The organism is Vibrio sp. JCM 18905, assembly GCF_055393305.1.
Map to the genome: position 1 here is coordinate 1,775,066 of NZ_AP043879.1, position 19,130 is coordinate 1,794,195.

The window sequence follows — 19,130 nt, forward strand, 5'->3', positions numbered from 1 at the left end:
AATACTGAAGCCGCCGCACACCACCTTAATCACTTAAACCAACGCATAGTGAAAATGCCACGCGTTGCGAATCCCTCTTGAACAGATTGTTAGCTGTGAACTACAACACTAGCATTAAAATCAAAGGTCCCAAAACTGCAACAATCATCATCAAAAACCAGAGATAAATCATCAATGATAGGTAGAGCGAAAATATCCCTTTTGCAGCATTTTCCAGCTCGATACCTTTATTATTCTGTAAAAAGTACGCTAGCTCTGCCCTAGGAATGGAGCCTGCAACTTTTCGAAACTTAAGCTTCAAAAGCATAAGACCCATTGAGGTAGGTACACTAAGCACCAACAGATACAACATGTAAGACATGAAGGTGTTTTCGGTAGATTTGTTACCTGACACTATAGCCGCAATAATGATGACTAAGAGTAGAGAGGAAAAACCTTTAAATGATGAAAAGACTGAGTCTCGCGTTTTAACATATAGCCAAAATAACGGCTTATCGATTATTTTCATTTGTTTCTCAAACAGCTAACGCCGCATTAAGGTGTGAGCAGCGCTTGGCTATACTTGAGCGAAGCGAAACTGCCAAGCGTTGCGAATCACTCTTAAATGCTTTGTTAGCCATTTGACCCAATAACAGCAAGAAGACCTGTGATTGCACCTACTAATCCTGTAATTGCTGATAACCAAACCACCCAATGAGATCTTAAATCTCGTCGTTCTTTGAGCTCTTTACGGATACTAGTGCGAACTTTGGCATAACCTTGCGCACTAAGATAGCGATACCCAGTTTGACTCCCTTCAACCCAGTTTTGCATGTTATCGTGACTATCTTCGTCAAAGTCTGCTTCAGGCACTGGTATTCTCATTTTTCGAGCTTTACTCAAGATTTTTTGGCTTAAGTGGTGTTCTAGTTCTTCTTCCGGCACCCCAACTTCCCAGCGGCATGATTGCATTAAATCGCGCACTTTTTCTGGTTTATCAGCCTTACCAATATGGCCCCGATAATCACGCTCTATGAACGTAATAACCCAATTGAGCTTTGTAGACTTAGGCAAAGGCAATAGACGCAAAATTGTGTATTTGTTCATTTCTCTCCTTTGATGGCTAACGCCGCGTTAAGTAGTGAGCAACGCCTACTACCCAACAGAAACCACTGCACCGTAAACACAGAACTCGACCTGAACTGAAAATGCCTAGCGTTGCGAATCTGCCTTAAACGCTTTGTTATGTTTTTCCATCAGGTCAATTGCAGCTTGAGGACGTATAGACTCGTCTATACATAAGTAAGCCAAAAATAGTAATGACGCTACTGTCAGAAAGTACATTGCGACTCCACTATGTACATTTAACGGCAAACTAGGCATCAACCAAACTAAATAAAAAGCAGCCATCGCAAAGATAAAATAAAAACTTATATAAACCCATTTAACTAACTTTAACTTATTGACTCCGTATCCATTTTTAAATCCTATATCTGTGCAATCTTCGTTAAAGCTCAGATAGCGTTTACCTATTTTATAATCAACGATGTTAGCACTTGGAGTGGGAGTTTTAGTAAGAAACTTAATTTCAGGATAGTTTAATAATATACCAAATCTATTTTGAAACACCTGCTCTACCACCAAATGGTAGCGAGGCTGATTCTTCTTTTCTATCTCGGCAATCATTTCTGAAATTAAGCCTTTATTTTGTTCTTTATAGCGATCAATTCTCGTTTTAATTATCTTGAATACCGTAATGAACAAAATTATTGATATGGCTGATACTTTATCCATACCAAACACGTCATAACCAAATCGAATTAATGCTTCCACTATTACCATTTCTCCTTAGTCTAGTTGAAAAACATAACGCCCTGTTAAGGGGTGAGCAACGCAATACCAAAGCCGCCGCATACCACCTTAAACACTAAAACCAACGCATAGTGAAAATGCCACGCGTTGCGAATCCCTCTTGAACAGTTTGTTAGGCATCTTGGATCCAACTACCAAATCACTCAATAATTGACACGTATCAACAACATTGCATATAAAAACTCGTTTTACGCTCACCAAGCTAACATTAACAAGGACGCGTAATAATGTTTCAAAGGAGGATATATGACAACTACAACTAAAGTCGATTTCACCACTAAAGAACTTATAGCAAGCCTTGCTTTGCTACGTGACAAATATCAAGAATCTAATGATGTTGTACGCTCAGAACTTACTGACAGTTGGCTACAACTGGTTATGACACTACCAGTTCCAGTAATAATTACTGATGAGTTCGTGGAAAACCTTATTGCACAATATGAAGCTGAACATAAGACTAGGGCAGCTGGTGCATTAATAATGGCAGGCGTAATACTTGCGAACGCACTTCTCAAATATTATGCAGCAGCAAAATAATTACTAAATTCAGGAGAGGTGCCATGTACGCCTCTCTTTAGCGGTACACTATAATTAGGTGCCTAACGCTCTGTTAAGGTGTGAGCAACGCGATACCGATGCTTCCGCATAACACCTTAAACACTAATCGCAACGCATAGTAAAAATGCCACGCGTTGCGAATCACTCTTGAACAGTTTGTTATGTCGGTTTATTACACACCCGAATAAATCCCTTTATTGCTTCATTTGCAGACAACTCGGTTTTCTTTGCTGTCCATGGTGCGGACTTATTTTCTATGTTGTAAGGCATACTCCAATAACCAGACATAATTTGACTTTTTAAATGTCCACTAAAGTAGAAACCTTGACCATCATTATGCACTCTATCAATAGGATGAAGCACAAGTTCGATCTTCCCCTGTTCGATAGTTCCCGAAACAGTAGCTAGATCTTCTGGACAATCGCTGGCTTTCCCTGTGCCAGAGACTTGCGAACCACTAATAGACAGCGTCAAATAAAGTGATGGGATATCAACACCTTTGATTGAATAATTTAACACCCAGTTTTGCTCTTGAGCACTAACCGGACTTTGAAAAGAAAAATAACCGGCGATTAATAAAATCAAAGCATTTTTGAAGTTATCCATGTACTAAACCTTTCGAACCGACATAACGCCCTGCTAAGGGGTGAGCAACGCAATACAAAAGCCGCCGCATACCACCTTAAACGATAAACGCAACGCATAGTAAAAATGCCACGCGTTGCGAATCACTCTTAAACAGTTTGTTAGCTTTATTTTAGAGAAGGTCTCTTGAAAAATTGACCACATTATCTCCAAATACACTTATAGCATCGTTTCGTAGTGATTTAATGAGCAACCTCAGTTCAATCAGATCGTTACCGTAGTCTGATATTTCATCCTCATCGTCAGAGTTCTCACAAACATGTGCCCATTGCTTTTCCAATGACTCCAAACCTTCTAGGACTAATTTCATATCCGAAGATGCTAAATCTAAAGTTATCCGTCTCAAACTACTTTACCCTCTTTTTTAAACACCCTTGTTGCTTTCAAAGCCATCTCTTCCAGTAACCCCTTATACTTATCTAAAGGCATATTTGTGATAGGTGCGATACCGTAATGATGTGGCTTATCGTTTACAAGCTTTAGCCCCTGAGGAGGGCGCGTGTTGGGTGGAAACCTCCAAACCCAACCCGTCATATTAGATTGGTTAATCCCAGTCTTGTCAAACACACTGATCCCCTTTCCATTAGCAATAATTACCGTTATACCGTTTAACTGCATCGTGTCCACATCCCTAGCTCTCACATGCGATAGCTTGGGAGTTTCCTTATTACCTATCCTAAATAGTTCTTCGGGTAAGATGTAAAAATCTTTCGGAAACATAATTAACTCCAGATGAAACAAAACCTGAACATTAATTACGAACTAACAAGTGACCTAATTGTCGATATTAAATATACGATGGAGTTAAAACTCGTGTGTAATAGCCATGAAAAGCTAACGCCCAATTAAGGTGTGAAGCACACTACCACAATATTTGATTAGATCACCGTAAACACAGAACTAGACCCAAACCAAAAATGCCAAGCGTGCTGAATCACTCTTAAATTGTTTGTTATGCATTATTTATGTTGTCCGTAACCGAGCCATCCCTGTGAAGATAGTGGCAGTTGTTATCTACAATATCTTCAATTACAGCTTTGGCTGAATGAGGTGACTCAACGACACCTTCAATCGGTGTACGCTGAGAGTAACTTACGTCAACCGAAATAGAATCAAGTTGTACTAAACCCAAACCTTCAACATCTAGGTGGAGATGTGAACAATCAACAACATTATGCCCCTCATGTAAAGAGAAGCTATTTATAATAGAATTTATCGTACCAATCGGATTACCTTCACTATCTAGTAAAGGATGCTCGCCCGAATATGTATACGCCACCTCGAACTTATCGATGTTATTTCTTTCTAAAGCAGCCTTTCCGCTTTCTCGGTTAAAGTTGAAATCGACATTATCAAAATGTGTCTGCATAGGTAGAATTTTATAATGGATTGAGGTGAGCAGATTGTTAACGAGGACCAGTCTAATATTATTTGCTTGAGCGAGCAGTTTAGCCCCTTTTTGGTATGATGATGTTGTTGCGATTAAGCCATTGGCATTGCCAATATCTCTCAATGTTTCCGCAAAAGATGCGACTTGCGACTTTTTAATGGCGCTTCTGTAGTTTTTGCATTCAATACATGTCCTATACGTTACACCCGCCAACTTAAACTCCCAGTAAACATCTATCTGGTGCGTAGCGCCACTTTTGCCTGTAATCGTAACATCATGCTTTACGGCGATATTTTCAACACCATCAAACTGAAGCATTCCTTGATGTATTTGAGCTACCAGTAATTCATATTCTGTATTCTGATTCAAAATACCGTCCTTTTATAAGGCATAACGCCCTGTTAAGGTGTGAGCAACGCAATACCGATGCCGCCGCATACCACCTTAAACACCAAACGCTACGCATAGTAAACATGCCACGCGTTGCGAATCACTCTTAAACAGTTTGTTAGGCAAATTTTACCTTCGCTACTTTCAATATGTACACAATAATAGCGACTAATAGTGCCCAAGGCATTGCAAACCACCAATAGTATGGTTCCTGGCTATCAGCAAGGTAGTAATTAAAAACTATAATTACACTCACAATTGTCGAAATGACATATGCTCCACCTAAAGCCATACAGATATCTGAGTGATGTTTAGAAAGTTCAAATTCACGCAGTTGAAATACGACAATGAAAAACACAAAAGGACTAAAAAGACAAACTCCAATGTGTAGAAATGAAAGAAGAATTAACCACCCAAGTGTCATATGTTTTCCTTTTATTTGTCTAACGCCGCATTAAGGTGTGAGCAGCGCTTGGCTATACTTGAGCGAAGCGAAACTGCCAAGCGTTGCGAATCACTCTTGAATGCTTTGTTATGTGCGTGCTAAACGGTAGCGCCTTACCGTACCCTCTCTGTCATCTGTGTAGTTACCGAGGTATTCACCACCACAGTTTTCTATGACCTTTTGAGACGCGGGATTGTCAATTGAGCAAGTAACAATAACTGAATCAGTGACAACATGGTCTCGCACCCAAGCAAGCAGAAATGAGGCTACACCCTTACCACGAGCTGACGGTCTAGTTTCGTAGCCAACATGACCAATGACATTTTCTACATTGGCATTAGTACCTTTGCGAACTCGGATTGCACCTAAAATTTCGGAGTTCGATACACAATAGTAAGTTGTACTAGGTAAATATCCCTTTGGCAACTCGGAGACTGCCTTAGAACGTTCGACCAAACCTGACAAATAAGCTGTCGGATCTTTCTCCACACCCGAATATTTTGGAATACCCGATTCTAGGCATTCTTTCGCATAACTCGCTAATATTGGTGCCAAATCAGGGTTAGCCTCTACCACTTCCATGTCAATTTTCCTCATAAGCACATAACGCCCTGTTAAGGGGTGAGCAACGCAATACCAATGCCGCCGCATACCACCTTAATCACTAAAATCAACGCATAGTAAAAATGCCACGCGTTGCGAATCCCCCTTGAACAGTTTGTTAGGGCGCAGAGCCTATTGATACACGCTGACTTCTATTAAGTTCTTATCAAGATCCAAAAAATAGACAGATTGGATTGCACCAACAGCTCCTGATTTTTCGACTGGACCCTCTATGATTTTGACATTTTCTTTGACTAAATGGTTTACCACTGATGTCAACGGCCAATCTGAAATTAAGCAAACATCACCTGAACCAACATTAGCTACATTTCGCGGTTCTTGGCCAAGAAGCTGAAAGTTAATCTTTTGATTTCCGAACGTTACAGCCTTACGGCCTTTGGCAAAAGTCACCTCTTCCATGCACAAAACCCGTTTATAAAAGTCCACTGATTTTTCTATGTCGGAGACTGTGAGAACAATATGATCTATGTGATGAATCATCATTTTACTCCTTGCGCCCTAACGCCCTGTTAAGGTGTGAGCAACGCAATACCGATGCCACCGCAAACCACCTTAAACACTAAATTCAACGCATAGTAAAAATGCCACGCGTTGCGAATCACTCTTAAACAGATTGTTATACATTGTTCTCAACAACTACTTTTGTACCTTCAATCGAAATGTGGCGCGCACGCGCACCGACACTGGGATGATGCCAAATTTCAATGTTGCTAGCATCATGACCATCCTGAACAAACTGAGTAACAGCATTTGTAATATTTCTGATCAACCTAGGCTTATCACCATAAATGAGGCAAATACCACGTTCATATCCAGCATGATTAGACTGCATAAATTTAACTATTGTTCTAAAGTCTTTTATAATCTTCTGACGATCAAAGTCGGCAGGTTTGACTTCAACAATTGCAAAGTTTGCAGGCTCCCCGGGCACATGAACAAGAAAATCAGGTGATTCATCAGAATCTCTCAGAACTGGGTGACCTCGTTTATCAATTTCGCCACAAATTTTCCAGTTAGTTTCATTTGGCCAGCAGCTACGCAGTTGATGATAAAGTTCATAGCAATATACGCGCTCTCTGAAAATAACAGTATCACTACCATTAACTTCTAATTGAAAATATTCCGCACTTATTCTTGAGACCGAATCAGCTAAATAGCTATCAAAATTGTGCATTTAAACCTCTAAAATGTATAACGCCGCATTAAGGTGTGAGCAACGCTTTCACAAAACTTGACCATACCACCTTAAACACGAAACCTAACGATGGAATAAAAAATGCCAAGCGTTGGGAATCACTCTTAAATGCTTTGTTAGCTTTTGTACACTACGATGTCAGCATTTTCTAGTTGATATCTTTGTAACAACACCATTGCCCTTTCAGAAACTAAGAGTAGCCCATCATTTGTTACGCTAAAATCGTCTTTACCGATGGTTCCGGATACTTGGAGCCACGAAAAACGAGGTAAAGTACACTCTGGATACAGTTCTTCAAATACGTCAGAAGTAGATATTTCAGCCACTTCCAGATTGTATCCTGACAACTGCGATGAACTTAAGGCCGTTGCTAAACGTTCAGTGACTAAAAAGCATGGAAATGAAGTCAATAAATCATCACCTAACCACCCATCAAACTGAAAATGTAGCTTTTCTATTATCGGTGGATGCAAATCGAAATTTGCCAAAGTATTTTCACCCAAACTCCCAGGAACTTCTGGTTCGATCAAATATTGACTCACTTTATTCTCCCAAAGAAAGCTAACGCCTTGTTAAGGTGTGAGGCACGCAATACCGAAGCCTCCGCATACCACCTTAAACACTAAAACCAACGCATAGTAAAAATGCCACGCGTGCCGAATCACTCTTGAACAATTTGTTATAACCACATGTTCTCACGGACTTCATAGTGGCTAACATGACGATCTGGATTCAATTTGTACTTTTCATCCTCTGGATATAATTTGGCGACACTGATGTCTTCACCAGAAAATGCTTTGATACATTCAAGATCTTCCCAATAGGTCAACAACGTGATTTCAGCAATATCGCCTAAATCTCGATTTAAAATTTGAGCACCGAGGAAACCTTGTGTACTAGATGTATCTTTGATCCCTGTCTCATACAGGTATGCAATAAACCCTTCTTCATACTCTTTAGGGCAAGTAGCTTTCCATTCCCTTGCTATCATAAATACTCCATTTTATGCCGTGGTTATAACGCCCAGTTAAGGGGTGAAGCACGCAATGACTAAGCATCTGCATGGCACTGCAACACCGAATTCAACACATACTAAAAATGCCACGCGTGCTGAATCCCTCTTGAACTGTTTGTTATGTTTTGGAGCCGAAGACGTCATATGCAGTGATGGCAGCCGCACCAATAGCGACTATCACCGCAAATACAGAAGCAAATAGCGTTGATTTATGACGCTTATTATCTGCTTTCAAGTTAGCAACAACTGAAGCTAATATTGGAAACTGTATACAGTGAAGTTGACCATCAACTTTAAACTCGAATAGCTTAGCCTCAACATCTTTACTTTGCTGATATCTATAGACGTTAGCTAAATGATAATACAAACGCCCAAATACGAGCTCAGGATCGGCATCTAATTTACTAGCAACCAACTTGCAATCAATTGGAACATATATCTTGTCTTTTCGAACAGAGGAGTCCTTATCATAAAGCTGGAAATCGGCTTTATATTGCTCATAAATACATTCCAACAGTTCCAAGTCACTCGGATTTTTAAACACTTACCGTTTCCTCAAAAAACATAACGCCCGCTTAAGTGGTGAGCAACGCAATGCGATGTTTCTGCACACCACCTTAATCACAAAAATCAACGCATAGCGAAAATGCCACGCGTTGCGAATCCGTCTTGAAGCGTTTGTTAGTTGCCAGACCCAAACGCTGATTTTATGACAGCTTGAACTTTGCCAACATCAAATTTTATGTACTTTGATGCATTTAAGTCAGGCGCAGTTTCAAAGCGGCTATTCAATGAAACCACGTAGAACATACAACGCCGCAGAAAACAGACTAACAACACAAAAAAACGCTTTTGTGCCGATAATCTCACAATGCGGAGGTTCAACAAAGTCACTGTAACCACGTAGCACTTACACCACCAAAGAAAACTGCATTTCAGCGCGTAAATCAGCTTTTAGAACGACAAACTCACCGAGCATATTTTCAGCAAACAATGTCGCTTCAATTGTACAAACTGCTTCAAAAACAAAGAACAAGTGAGCTTTCGTTTGCTGAAAATTGAACCTGAGAAATGAAACTGCCAAATCATATCAGAACAATTTTACCACCTAGAATCTAGCTTCTGACTTTCAGGCTTCCTGCCCTTAAACCTTTTGATTTGGTTACGTTTATCTTCTTGGCAACTAACGCCGCATTAAGGTGTGAGCAACGCTGCCACCAAACCTAAACCATTGCGCCGTAAACACGAAACCCAACCTTGAACTGAAAATGCCAAGCGTTGGGAATCACTCTTAAATGCTTTGTTAGCTTTGAAGCTTATATTTTCGTCGAACTTCATTAACTAAACGATGCCTTGAACTATTTAGCCTTTCATGTGGGGCAAAAGGTGAACTAGCGTTATCCAATAGGTTAACAAAGTATTCGAGGCGCTTTATTTCGTTACTATCAAGTACATCACGTTCTAATAAGGCTTTGATTTGTTCAACAGCGAACCCCTTCGCGGCTATATCTTCCGGAAGCCCTGTTTGAGTGCAAAGCCCATAAGTGCCTTGTAAAAAATGCTCCCAGTCTTCCAAGATTATTTCGTTCAATCCTGGGTTATCAACCTCACATTTTGCACCTTTTAAAACAGAAAGTGCCCTGCTATAGCGATTAGAGAACTCCTCGAATACGCGCTCTTCACTTTTTAATGTGTGAACTGTGCTTAGCCAAGAAATATATCCTTTTGCATAGTACTCCATGACATATTTTTCACTATGAGTACCAGTAAATGAACTACAGTTGAGTGCAACATCTAACTTGTATGATGCCAATGGCATCAGCTTCTCGGCTTGATAACCCCTAATCTCTTGTTGGTCGATTTTCGTTACGCTCGCCAGTTCTTCCAAAGTGATGAAGTTTTCATTCAAATAGTTAACAAGCATCATAAAAATAATTCCATTATACGCAGCCAAAATACAGACATCACAGTATCATACATTGTAATTCAAATCGTAAATGCTGATAGTTTGCTACTAAAAAGCTAACGCCGCGTTAAGTGGTGAACAACGCTACCATCATACTTAAGACATTGTGCCGTAACCACTAAAGCCGAGGCAATCCCAAAATGCCAAGCGTTGTGAATCCGCCTTAAACGCTTTGTTATGTGCTTACTTAGGCTCGTACCCTCCAGTCACAGCTTCTTTAGCCATGCGGGCTATTTTGCCTTTATCCACACCAGAGCCTCTTCCCATATTAACTTTTCTGGCCTTAGCTATAGGGGGATGATAATTGATGACTTTTGTATTACCACCGCGATGATGACAAAACCTTTCCCACCATTCTTCTGCTAGTTCCTTTGTAGGAAACTTAAAGATGATATGAGCTCTCGTTCTCAATATCCATTTGCCACTTTTACCAAGAAACAAGAATACTTTTGGAATCCCTCTTCTTACACCCGGAGGCAGTCTCACGTTTTCAAACTTTCTTTCCACAATGACCTCTTGTACAAGTAGATTACAGCTAGGTTATCAACTTTAAGAGGCAGCAAACAAGTTACTTTCCATCTGAAAGATTAATAGCTAGTGATAAGCAAATAACGCCCTGCTAAGGGGTGAGCAACGCAATACAAAAGCCGCTGCAAACCACCTTAATCACTAAAATCAACGCATAGTGAAAATGCCACGCGTTGCGAATCCCTCTTGAGCAGTTTGTTAGTCGCGAGGCACCGAGCGACAATTTTAAGCCAAACTAAACTTTGCAAACAACAAACTTTATGTGTTTTGATGCACTTAAGTCAGGCGTAGTCTCAAAGCGGCTAGTCAATGAAACCACTTAGAAAAAACAGCGCAGCAGAAAACGGACTGGCAACACCAAAAAGCGCTTTTGGAAAACCAATCTCACAGTGCGGACTTTCAACAAAGTCACTGAAACCACGTGGAACTAACAACACCAGAGAAAACGTCCTTTCAACAAGTAAATAAGCTTTTGTACCAACAAACTCACCGAGCAGAGTTGCAACCAAAAACAAATTCTCGATTGCCCTGCTCTGTCAGCACCAAAGAACTAAACAACCGCTAGGACACTTGCAAAACTGTGGACTTTTAACAGTTGAAACTGAGTTTTGATTATCAACGATGATTCTTTATACCAAACAAACAACTGCCAAATTTTAAGCTCAGAAACATGATTTTGATTGCTAGCTTTTTCTGGCGACTAACGCCGCGTTAAGTGGTGAACAACGCTACCACCTAACCTAAACTATTGTGCCGTAAACACTAAAGTAGAATCAAACCAAAACTGCCAAGCGTTGTGAATCCGCCTTGAACGCTTTGTTATGTTCGTGGCTATTTGAGACTACTGACGTTTAAAAACTACTTCTGGTAGATGGAACAGACTTCCTCAACTTAGATGCTGTAACACTTCAATTTGAATACTTCGTAACAATCTTTGAGTGTGTTCTGACTGTAAATTGAGTTCGCACCAACCGTCAGTTCCCATGTATTCGGCAGAAATATATTTGATGTTTTCAAGACCAATTTCATCGTTGATGACCCCAGATAGCCTGAAAATACCTGACTTTGTATGGATTCTGCTAATTTTGAAACTTTCCATAACCCTCCAAGAACATAACGCCGCATTAAGGTGTGAGCGACGCTTGGCTATACTTGAGCGAAGCGAAAATGCCAAGCGTTGCGAATCACTCTTAAATGCTTTGTTATGCAACTGGAACCCCGTCAAAACAGATTACTGCATAAAGATAACGACCTTCTTGAGTAGACGCCCAAATTTCGCCGTTTTTCCCAAGAGATTTTTTTGCATAACCGTGTTCTGAAAGCCACTGAAGTGACTCTTTAACTTGAACTCGAGTCAGACTAGTTTCTTTTGATATTCCCGAAACATAGCGCCACGTATATTCGTGGCTTTGTAAAGACTCTAAAACAGATTTAGCATTGTCAGGGACTAGACTAACATTAGGTACCTGAGATTCGGTTTCGTCAAAAAAATCAGTAGGAGCTTCTATTTCCTTTTCTAATACCGCTTTGATCTGCTCTTCTCTAAGTTGTGCTTCAACGCCAGCTGCTTTAAAACTTTTGAATTTATCCAGATTCGCGAATACTAAACCGAGAAATCCTGCTGCAATGGTTAACCCCATTTCGGCAGGCTTACTATTGTAGCCAAAGTAAATAGAAACCCCGAGTAAGACGAAAGCAGATACCATTTCCAAAACTTTATTTGATTCAATCTTCATTGCCTGATGACCTACTCCGATTTCAATTAAGTTACATAACGCCCTGTTAAGGTGTGAGCAACGCAATACCGATGCTGCAGCGAACCACCTAAATCACTAAGCGCAACGCATAGTAAAAATGCCACGCGTTGCGAATCACTCTTAAACAGTTTGTTAAGCGTATTTTTCAAGCGCCCCCAAAGAAGACTGCTGTCCAAGCTTTCTCAATGCATTAAGAACATACTTTACCATCATTCGATTAGTGTAAAGATGCTGAATGCATTCTTCCTTTGAGTTCTCTTGTGTATACTTATTGAATAGATAGTCAAAGCTTTCTGAGTAATAGTTCATAGAACCTAGCTCGAAAAGGGTAAAAAGAGTTACCATTTCTGAATCACTAAAGTTTTCCATAAATGATTCATAGACTCTTCGGCGTACTTCAAACACTTCTGGATCAAATAAGGCAGTAGAGTTTGCTTCTGAGTCATCAATTTCCTTTGACAAAGCCAGAGCATGTTCAATTTTTTCAGGTGCAATCGTTTCTACAGCTATTTCAACACCAATTAGCGACGAAAATTCGCGATGTTTTTGAATGACGTTCAATGCTTCAGAAAAGTTCCTACTTCCCAGTTCATAGTCAGACATGATTTTGCCTCTAATCTCCACGAACTCAGTACTTCCCCAGTCTTTTCGTAGAGGGATTATTTTTGCTATGAGGTAAAGATCATGGCGTGATAACTTACTTGTGAAAGTACCTTGCTGATATTCATGTACTAACGCTTCCAATTTATAAAACATGTCATCCATTTTTTCAGACAAAAAGCGATAGCGCTCGTAGAAAACTTCAATGTTAATTACAGGAGTTGAGACTAGATGTTTCTGATTATCCTGAGAGTATGGATACCTGAAAGTCTCTGCCGTAGGATCTATTTCCGCAAACTCTAATATTATTTCTTCGCTGTCACACAAAAAATCATTGAAACGTCTATCACAAACCTGAGCCTTTTCCTTGAAAAGTTCCCAGAGTTTATTTAGATCATGTGTTTTTATTAACTTTTCGTCAGAAACTTCTAATTCACTCCTCATTTCGCCCAGAGATTTTATCGCTGCTTTTAAAAAAAGTTCGATTCTATGTCGAGCTGAAAAAACCATTGGATGTATTATAACATCTAACGGCGTTCTGTATGATTTTGCTGACTCATACAAAACAGTGACAGCTTCATCATAGCCATCGCTGTAAGTTTCTAAACTTTGCCAACCATTGTTTCCTACGCAAGCATTGAACCTTGCATTTTCACCATTATTAAAGGTGTTATTGAATACCATTTCAGTCAAATTTTAAACCCTATCAAAATACGCTTAACGCCCTGCTAAGGGGTGAGCAACGCAATACCGATGTTGCCGCAAACCACCTTAATCACTAAATTAAACGCATAGTGAAAATGCCACGCGTTGCGAATCCCTCTTGAGCAGTTTGTTAGTTTGCAAACCCAAAGCGTTGATTTTACGTTATTTTAAACTTTGCAAACAATAAACTTTATGTGTTTTGATGCATTTAAGTCAGGCGTAGTCTCAAAGCGGCTACTCAATGAAACCACTTGGAACAAACAACGCCGCATAAAACGAACTCACAACACCAAAAAGCGCTTTTGGAAAACCAATCTCACAATGCGGACTTTCAACAAAGTCACTGAAACCACGTGGAACCCACCACACCAGAGAAAACGTCATTTCAGCGAGTAAATCGGCTTTTGTACCAACAAAATCAACGAGCAGAGTTTCAGCAAAAAATTCAACTCAGGTAACCCAAAAGTCGCCGCACCAAAGAACAAATCAACCGTTGAAACGATGCCAATTTTGGATTTTCACCACGCTAGTTAACACTGAAATTGAACGCCGACACGACAATTTCGACTTTGAGCTTTTACCACTATAACTTGCGATATAGCTGCGTTTTCCTCTTGCAAACTAACGCCCTGTTAAGGTGTGAGCAACGCAATACCGAAGCTGCCGCATACCACCTTAAACACTAAAACCAACGCATAGTAAAAATGCCACGCGTTGCGAATCACTCTTAAACAGATTGTTAGGTAAATTTTCTCAAAATAGCGTTTGTACGTTTTACTTTTGTTTGAGCTTCATGAATCCAGCCACCATCCCGACTTAAATACTCGTCGAATACATCTAAACGTCTCGACAAATCAGTGAAATTATCTAAGCCCAACCTAACCTTGTCTGCTGCATTTTCCACCTCGCGAGTATTTAAAACTCCTTTAGGCGGAACTTCTACAGTAAGAAAATGGTAACTATTCAAATATGTAATCCCAGCAAGTGTTGCTACCTCTTTAAGATGCTGTTCATCTTTAACCATTCCAATTTTAGACCTAAAAATTGACGCTAATCTAGGCTGTAAGTATTCGCATGTTGCTAACAATGCACTGGTCTCGTTTTGATGACTTGTACCATCTCCCGGGTCAAACGGAAATGATCGGAAATATGTATCTAGAATAAGCTCCAAAGCCATTATCGATTCATCATCTAGAAAAAGCTGATGCTTCAACATAAGGCTTTTAAGTTCTTTATAACTTGCGTAAGGAACACGCTCCCACAAACCATCTTCTGGGTCGGCTAAATAACCCCAATCCTCATTAATTTCGGCAACCTTTGCGATTAGAGATGCATATGCTTCGCGCTGGTGGTCAAAGAACAAAGAAGTACGTAATTGACTAACTTGATTATCATGTTTGATAGCTTCAACTTTAGCATTTAAATCAGTTTTGTAGTTCTCTAATTTTTGACTGTACTCGAAGCTAATTGATTGTTTTAGCCTTTCAGATATCCATGTCCGAGCTAACCATGAAATAATCGCCCCGCTTGTACCACCAGTTAGTATTGTTATAAAAATGTCCAACTGAACTCCTATTTACCTAACGCCGCATTAAGGTGTGAGCGGCGCTTGGCTATACTTGAGCGAAGCGAAAACGCCAAGCGTTGCGAATCACTCTTAAATGCTTTGTTATGTACGTGCTGAAAGTTTACGTAATAACTCACTGACACTAAGAGTTGATATATCGCTAGGAAAATTATCCACCGGACTAGAAATAAACTTCTTATATTCGTTTGAGTTTACTAACTGGTCATTTAAAAAGTACTTAGTTTCCGATAGCCCTAGACGATTTTGATATTCAATTTTTATTGCTGCTACGATTTCTAGTTCAGTGTAACCAAACTCGTCCGAAAACTCCTTTGTAGCTACTGACTCGTGTAATTTCGCCTCAAGCTTCACGTTGTCATACGCCCAAGTAGTATGTAATTTCCCTTCTGGTTGACCTGTAGGGTTCCTTACAAAATAGTACCCGGACATGCGGAAGATATCTTTGAAGCTTTCACCATTGTCCATTCGCTTTACAACAAGAAACTCGCTGATATGGACCCGAGCATTAGCGACTGGAGCACCAATATTATAAACATTGAGGTCCTTTTGAACCAACCTATCACTCTGCATCCCATAGTCATAAGAAACGTAGAAAAAAGGCTGGTACTCTGTTGAAGCTATTTCATTTTGATTTTCAGCAACTTTTATTGAAGCACACGAGACTAAAACAGATGCTAAACCAATGAAAACCATAGAAACAAGGTTAACCAAGAAGTTCCATTTGTCGTACTTATTTTGCAATTTTCCTCCTAAGTACATAACGCCGCGTTAAGTAGTGAGCAACGCTGACCACCAAACTTAAAGTATTGTGCCGTAAACACTGAACTTGAAGCAAACCGAAAATGCCGAGCGTTGGGAATCTGTCTTAAACGCTTTGTTATGCAGCAGAGTCTAGCGCAAGAGCCAATTAAGAATTTTAGCCCAAAAACTTTGAGGCTTACTTTGCTCAACTTTTTGATATTGAACGGGTTCCGGTTGAGCTGCTTCTAAAGAACGTACTTCAGATTCAATAGGCTTATTTTTATGGCTGCTTTGAACAATAGTATTTTCCACTTCAACCCAACCGCTACCAAAACATTTAAAGCAGTTCCCACCTACACCACCATCACCCAAACAGACTGGACACGTGTCACGGCTAGCTTGTTTATAAGGATTTGTTGATCCAACTGAATTCTTAGTTTTGTGCTGAGCTAAAACTTTACGCCTAATTTCTTCTCTCGCTAACTCTTCTTTTACCTGCTTTTCCGCTCTTTCTTCGCGTGCTTCCCGTGCTACTTTCAACGCATGGCGCTCTCTTTTCTTTAGCTCGTCATCAAAGCGCTTAATTGTTTCTTTTTGTTCAATTAGTGCTTCATTACTATGTTCTGTGACATAACCAATCAGCCAGTCTAGGGTAACTTTTCTGCCTTTGTATTTTTCCGTCAACTCAACATCACGATGTTTGAGTAAAACTAAATTGTCACTACATTCAAGAACTACAGACTTGTCTTTAGAATCGTACTCACTAATTACAGTGACTTTTGTGCCATCTATAGACACCCGAAAACCGTGGTTAGAAAACGATGACTCTAATAGAGAAATTTGTTCTAGTATGGAGTGAGGTGCTGACATAAGTATCTCGTAAGCATGCAAAACTACATTTTACAATATAGCGAGCGGATTGAAAGCTATTGCTGCATAACGCCGCGTTAAGGGGTGAACAACGCAAGCCACCAAACCTAAATTATTGTGCCATAAACACAAAAGCTAAACTTAGAACCAAAATTGCCAAGCGTTGAGAATCCCTCTTGAACGCTTTGTTATGTTCGTAGCTATTTGAAGCCACTGATATTTACAAAACTACATCTGGTCGATGCAACAGACTTGCTCAAGCTAGGTGCTGCAACACTTCAATTTGAATGTCTCTCAGTAAGTTTTGAGTATGCTCCGACTGTAAATTAAGTTCGCACCAGCCATCAGTTCCCATATATTCAGCAGAAATATAGCTGATATTTTTAATACCACTTTCATTGTTGAGGATTCCAGATAGTCGGAAAATACCTAACTTTGTTTGGATTCTGCTAATTTTGAAGTTTTCCATAAACCTCCAAGAACATAACGCCGCGTTAAGGGGCAGCAACGCGCTACCACCAAACTTCAATTTACCACCGAAAACACAGATGCCAAGATTTGAGCCGGAGTCGCCACGCGTTGACTGTCCCTCTTGAACGCTTTGTTATGCAACTTTTCTTACTTGCAGAAGGTTTCAATATACAAGGCTTCGACCTTGTCTCGTGCCCACTGAGTTCTGCGCAAAAACTTTAATGATGATTTGATAGATGGGTTGCTGTAGAAACAGTTGATTTGAATTTCTGCATCTAAGCCTTCCCAACCATAGTGCTCTTGTAGACGCACAAGGATCTTTTCTAAGGTTAATCCGTGCAGTGGGTTATTGGGTTGCTCTTGGCTCATTTCTGTCGGTTCCTACAATACTAAATTCGAAGGCTGAGTTTACCAGAGCGAACACAAATACTTTCAAATTTTTGCCACCTGAAAAGCCTATGTAGAACGAGCATTTTTTGCTTTCAAGAGGGCCTAAAAGCGCAAACTGTGGACAGTTGCATAACGCCGCGTTAAGGGGCAGCAACGCAACACCACCAAACTTCAGCTTACCACCGAAAACACAGATGCCAACATTTAAGCCAAAGTCGCCACGCGTTGACTGTCCCTCTTGAACGCCTTGTTATACGGAGATTTTCTGACACCCGACTTTATGAGCAAAACCACCAACCCTAACTTTAACAATACCCTGCTCGCTTGACTCAACAGACACTGTAATTCTTGAAATACACTCCATTGCCCGACCTTGCTCGAAAGTAAAGCTATTCGAATGTGTACTAGGAAGGTGTTTGGTTAAGTAACATGCTAATGCACCACTAGCACTCCCTGTCGCGGACTCCTCTGGAATGCCGAACAATGGGGCGAAGTTACGACAACTTGCTGTCAACATGCTTGTTTGTTCACACAGCTCAAACGCATGAATACCAATTACATCGAGCCTTTTGCAGAAGTTGCTGGTTAAATTTTCATTCACTTGAATTTTATCGAGATACCCATAAGGAACTGGGACAATAATGTCAGGTAAGCCTGTTGAAATAACCTCAATCGGTAACCGAGTTGACTCAAGTATTTTCGAGTCTAGTCCAATTAACTCTGATATAACCTCATAACTAAACTCACCACGGTATTCTGGTAACTTCTGATCCATGACTATATGGCCATTTGCCTCTATGGTTACTACAAGCAAACCTGCTTTAGTCCTTTGGAGGTATTTACCTTCAGTTATGAGCCCATCTTGATACATTGTCGAAAATGCAGCTAATGTGGCGTGTCCACAGAAATCAACTTCACCTGTTATGGTGAAAAAAGACAGCTCAAAATCGGCTTCATCATCTCGAGATACAAACGCAGTCTCAGAATACCCAACAGCTTGTGCTATTTGTAATTTTTCTTCGCTCGACAAGTGTTCTGCATGTAGCACTACACCAGCAGGATTCCCACCAGTTCCATTCTCAGTAAAGGAATTAACCAAAAAAGCTTCAACGTTCTTCAATATCCATATCTCCGTATAACGCCGCGTTAAGGGGCAGCAACGCGCTACCACCAAACTTCAATTTACCACCGTAAACACAAATGCCAAGATTTGAACCAAATTCGCCACGCGTTGACTGTCCCTCTTGAACGCCTTGTTAACTTATTACTTTCAATACTTTAGCCTGTTCACTAAGTGATTCTACAACTGAAAAGTGAAACTTTCCTTGGAACCACGCGAACTTTGAACTGGCTTGAATTTGAACCATTAATGCCATCCTAGGAGTCTCACGGAAATTCACC

26 protein-coding genes are annotated in these 19,130 nt (G+C 40.2%); 1 reads left to right on the forward strand and 25 read right to left on the reverse strand.

The window, feature by feature from the left end; genetic code table 11:
• Positions 1–100 precede the first annotated feature (100 nt).
• The 3 genes from ACZ5ZC_RS16335 to ACZ5ZC_RS16345 all read right to left on the reverse strand — a co-directional run bounded on the left by ACZ5ZC_RS16335 (position 101) and on the right by ACZ5ZC_RS16345 (position 1,812).
• Positions 101–508 (reverse strand): hypothetical protein, encoded by a 408-nt coding sequence (locus ACZ5ZC_RS16335; RefSeq protein WP_053812756.1) that lies wholly within the window; start codon positions 506–508, stop codon positions 101–103.
• Positions 509–612: 104 nt separating this feature from the next.
• On the reverse strand, positions 613–1,086 hold the full coding sequence (locus tag ACZ5ZC_RS16340; protein WP_464932113.1) for a hypothetical protein: 474 nt from the start codon (positions 1,084–1,086) through the stop codon (positions 613–615).
• A gap of 105 nt (positions 1,087–1,191) precedes the next feature.
• The gene (locus tag ACZ5ZC_RS16345; protein ID WP_464932114.1) at positions 1,192–1,812 is read right to left on the reverse strand and encodes a hypothetical protein; all 621 of its coding nucleotides are present in this window, start codon (positions 1,810–1,812) and stop codon (positions 1,192–1,194) included.
• Positions 1,813–2,097: 285 nt separating this feature from the next.
• On the opposite strand from ACZ5ZC_RS16345, the gene ACZ5ZC_RS16350 reads away from it, so the two are divergent.
• On the forward strand, positions 2,098–2,388 hold the full coding sequence (locus ACZ5ZC_RS16350) for a hypothetical protein (protein WP_054868499.1): 291 nt from the start codon (positions 2,098–2,100) through the stop codon (positions 2,386–2,388).
• Between the two features lie 180 nt (positions 2,389–2,568).
• Here ACZ5ZC_RS16350 and ACZ5ZC_RS16355 read toward each other — a convergent pair whose 3' ends face one another.
• The 22 genes from ACZ5ZC_RS16355 to ACZ5ZC_RS16460 all read right to left on the reverse strand — a co-directional run bounded on the left by ACZ5ZC_RS16355 (position 2,569) and on the right by ACZ5ZC_RS16460 (position 18,849).
• Complete coding sequence (locus ACZ5ZC_RS16355) at positions 2,569–3,015, reverse strand: hypothetical protein (RefSeq protein ID WP_464932115.1); 447 nt, start codon at positions 3,013–3,015, stop codon at positions 2,569–2,571.
• Positions 3,016–3,396: 381 nt separating this feature from the next.
• The gene (locus tag ACZ5ZC_RS16360; protein ID WP_025611528.1) at positions 3,397–3,774 is read right to left on the reverse strand and encodes a Tse2 family ADP-ribosyltransferase toxin; all 378 of its coding nucleotides are present in this window, start codon (positions 3,772–3,774) and stop codon (positions 3,397–3,399) included.
• A gap of 232 nt (positions 3,775–4,006) precedes the next feature.
• Positions 4,007–4,813, reverse strand: coding sequence for a restriction endonuclease (locus ACZ5ZC_RS16365; protein ID WP_268854139.1), 807 nt, complete (start codon positions 4,811–4,813; stop codon positions 4,007–4,009).
• Between the two features lie 139 nt (positions 4,814–4,952).
• Complete coding sequence (locus ACZ5ZC_RS16370; protein WP_054868485.1) at positions 4,953–5,258, reverse strand: hypothetical protein; 306 nt, start codon at positions 5,256–5,258, stop codon at positions 4,953–4,955.
• Between the two features lie 108 nt (positions 5,259–5,366).
• Positions 5,367–5,861 (reverse strand): GNAT family N-acetyltransferase, encoded by a 495-nt coding sequence (locus ACZ5ZC_RS16375; RefSeq protein WP_054868488.1) that lies wholly within the window; start codon positions 5,859–5,861, stop codon positions 5,367–5,369.
• 153 nt (positions 5,862–6,014) lie between these two features.
• Complete coding sequence (locus ACZ5ZC_RS16380) at positions 6,015–6,383, reverse strand: VOC family protein (RefSeq protein ID WP_054868449.1); 369 nt, start codon at positions 6,381–6,383, stop codon at positions 6,015–6,017.
• 136 nt (positions 6,384–6,519) lie between these two features.
• Positions 6,520–7,077, reverse strand: coding sequence for a hypothetical protein (locus tag ACZ5ZC_RS16385; RefSeq protein ID WP_464932116.1), 558 nt, complete (start codon positions 7,075–7,077; stop codon positions 6,520–6,522).
• Positions 7,078–7,214: 137 nt separating this feature from the next.
• Complete coding sequence (locus tag ACZ5ZC_RS16390; RefSeq protein ID WP_054868447.1) at positions 7,215–7,640, reverse strand: hypothetical protein; 426 nt, start codon at positions 7,638–7,640, stop codon at positions 7,215–7,217.
• 137 nt (positions 7,641–7,777) lie between these two features.
• Complete coding sequence (locus ACZ5ZC_RS16395) at positions 7,778–8,089, reverse strand: antibiotic biosynthesis monooxygenase family protein (protein ID WP_005477810.1); 312 nt, start codon at positions 8,087–8,089, stop codon at positions 7,778–7,780.
• Between the two features lie 142 nt (positions 8,090–8,231).
• Positions 8,232–8,657, reverse strand: a complete 426-nt coding sequence (locus tag ACZ5ZC_RS16400; RefSeq protein WP_054868445.1) for a hypothetical protein — start codon at positions 8,655–8,657, stop codon at positions 8,232–8,234.
• A 366-nt stretch (positions 8,658–9,023) separates the two neighbouring features.
• Positions 9,024–9,149 carry a hypothetical protein gene (locus ACZ5ZC_RS16405; RefSeq protein ID WP_464932117.1) on the reverse strand — a complete coding sequence of 42 codons (126 nt, stop codon included), beginning with the start codon at positions 9,147–9,149 and terminating at the stop codon, positions 9,024–9,026.
• 267 nt (positions 9,150–9,416) lie between these two features.
• Positions 9,417–10,040: a DUF6058 family natural product biosynthesis protein gene (locus tag ACZ5ZC_RS16410; protein ID WP_464932118.1), complete on the reverse strand. Its 624-nt coding sequence runs from the start codon at positions 10,038–10,040 to the stop codon at positions 9,417–9,419.
• Between the two features lie 222 nt (positions 10,041–10,262).
• Positions 10,263–10,586: a hypothetical protein gene (locus ACZ5ZC_RS16415; RefSeq protein ID WP_464932119.1), complete on the reverse strand. Its 324-nt coding sequence runs from the start codon at positions 10,584–10,586 to the stop codon at positions 10,263–10,265.
• A 323-nt stretch (positions 10,587–10,909) separates the two neighbouring features.
• A complete protein-coding gene (locus tag ACZ5ZC_RS16420) occupies positions 10,910–11,116 on the reverse strand; it encodes a hypothetical protein (RefSeq protein WP_464932120.1) in 207 nt (68 codons plus the stop codon).
• 693 nt (positions 11,117–11,809) lie between these two features.
• Positions 11,810–12,343 (reverse strand): hypothetical protein, encoded by a 534-nt coding sequence (locus ACZ5ZC_RS16425; RefSeq protein WP_020840854.1) that lies wholly within the window; start codon positions 12,341–12,343, stop codon positions 11,810–11,812.
• A 153-nt stretch (positions 12,344–12,496) separates the two neighbouring features.
• Complete coding sequence (locus ACZ5ZC_RS16430; RefSeq protein ID WP_464932121.1) at positions 12,497–13,657, reverse strand: hypothetical protein; 1,161 nt, start codon at positions 13,655–13,657, stop codon at positions 12,497–12,499.
• Between the two features lie 751 nt (positions 13,658–14,408).
• On the reverse strand, positions 14,409–15,233 hold the full coding sequence (locus ACZ5ZC_RS16435; protein ID WP_124009294.1) for a hypothetical protein: 825 nt from the start codon (positions 15,231–15,233) through the stop codon (positions 14,409–14,411).
• A 105-nt stretch (positions 15,234–15,338) separates the two neighbouring features.
• On the reverse strand, positions 15,339–15,998 hold the full coding sequence (locus tag ACZ5ZC_RS16440) for a hypothetical protein (protein ID WP_054868439.1): 660 nt from the start codon (positions 15,996–15,998) through the stop codon (positions 15,339–15,341).
• Positions 15,999–16,148: 150 nt separating this feature from the next.
• Complete coding sequence (locus ACZ5ZC_RS16445) at positions 16,149–16,868, reverse strand: hypothetical protein (protein ID WP_054868438.1); 720 nt, start codon at positions 16,866–16,868, stop codon at positions 16,149–16,151.
• A gap of 256 nt (positions 16,869–17,124) precedes the next feature.
• Entirely contained in the window at positions 17,125–17,337 is a 213-nt protein-coding gene (locus ACZ5ZC_RS16450; RefSeq protein ID WP_054868437.1) for a hypothetical protein, read from the reverse strand.
• A 149-nt stretch (positions 17,338–17,486) separates the two neighbouring features.
• Positions 17,487–17,708 (reverse strand): VF530 family protein, encoded by a 222-nt coding sequence (locus ACZ5ZC_RS16455; protein WP_025625190.1) that lies wholly within the window; start codon positions 17,706–17,708, stop codon positions 17,487–17,489.
• Between the two features lie 271 nt (positions 17,709–17,979).
• Positions 17,980–18,849, reverse strand: coding sequence for a PhzF family phenazine biosynthesis protein (locus ACZ5ZC_RS16460; protein WP_054868436.1), 870 nt, complete (start codon positions 18,847–18,849; stop codon positions 17,980–17,982).
• Between the last annotated feature and the right edge of the window lie 281 nt (positions 18,850–19,130).

What these genes read in the sequence shown, in the direction of transcription:
- ACZ5ZC_RS16375 (WP_054868488.1), bottom strand. Translation starts at nt 5,861, where the DNA reads ATGGAAGTGGTAGAGGCTAACCCTGATTTGGCACCAATATTAGCGAGT.
- ACZ5ZC_RS16445 (WP_054868438.1), bottom strand. Translation starts at nt 16,868, where the DNA reads ATGTCAGCACCTCACTCCATACTAGAACAAATTTCTCTATTAGAGTCA.
- ACZ5ZC_RS16350 (WP_054868499.1), top strand. Translation starts at nt 2,098, where the DNA reads ATGACAACTACAACTAAAGTCGATTTCACCACTAAAGAACTTATAGCA.
- ACZ5ZC_RS16360 (WP_025611528.1), bottom strand. Translation starts at nt 3,774, where the DNA reads ATGTTTCCGAAAGATTTTTACATCTTACCCGAAGAACTATTTAGGATA.
- ACZ5ZC_RS16355 (WP_464932115.1), bottom strand. Translation starts at nt 3,015, where the DNA reads ATGGATAACTTCAAAAATGCTTTGATTTTATTAATCGCCGGTTATTTT.
- ACZ5ZC_RS16395 (WP_005477810.1), bottom strand. Translation starts at nt 8,089, where the DNA reads ATGATAGCAAGGGAATGGAAAGCTACTTGCCCTAAAGAGTATGAAGAA.
- ACZ5ZC_RS16385 (WP_464932116.1), bottom strand. Translation starts at nt 7,077, where the DNA reads ATGCACAATTTTGATAGCTATTTAGCTGATTCGGTCTCAAGAATAAGT.
- ACZ5ZC_RS16425 (WP_020840854.1), bottom strand. Translation starts at nt 12,343, where the DNA reads ATGAAGATTGAATCAAATAAAGTTTTGGAAATGGTATCTGCTTTCGTC.
- ACZ5ZC_RS16450 (WP_054868437.1), bottom strand. Translation starts at nt 17,337, where the DNA reads ATGGAAAACTTCAAAATTAGCAGAATCCAAACAAAGTTAGGTATTTTC.
- ACZ5ZC_RS16455 (WP_025625190.1), bottom strand. Translation starts at nt 17,708, where the DNA reads ATGAGCCAAGAGCAACCCAATAACCCACTGCACGGATTAACCTTAGAA.
- ACZ5ZC_RS16335 (WP_053812756.1), bottom strand. Translation starts at nt 508, where the DNA reads ATGAAAATAATCGATAAGCCGTTATTTTGGCTATATGTTAAAACGCGA.
- ACZ5ZC_RS16380 (WP_054868449.1), bottom strand. Translation starts at nt 6,383, where the DNA reads ATGATTCATCACATAGATCATATTGTTCTCACAGTCTCCGACATAGAA.
- ACZ5ZC_RS16370 (WP_054868485.1), bottom strand. Translation starts at nt 5,258, where the DNA reads ATGACACTTGGGTGGTTAATTCTTCTTTCATTTCTACACATTGGAGTT.
- ACZ5ZC_RS16340 (WP_464932113.1), bottom strand. Translation starts at nt 1,086, where the DNA reads ATGAACAAATACACAATTTTGCGTCTATTGCCTTTGCCTAAGTCTACA.
- ACZ5ZC_RS16410 (WP_464932118.1), bottom strand. Translation starts at nt 10,040, where the DNA reads ATGATGCTTGTTAACTATTTGAATGAAAACTTCATCACTTTGGAAGAA.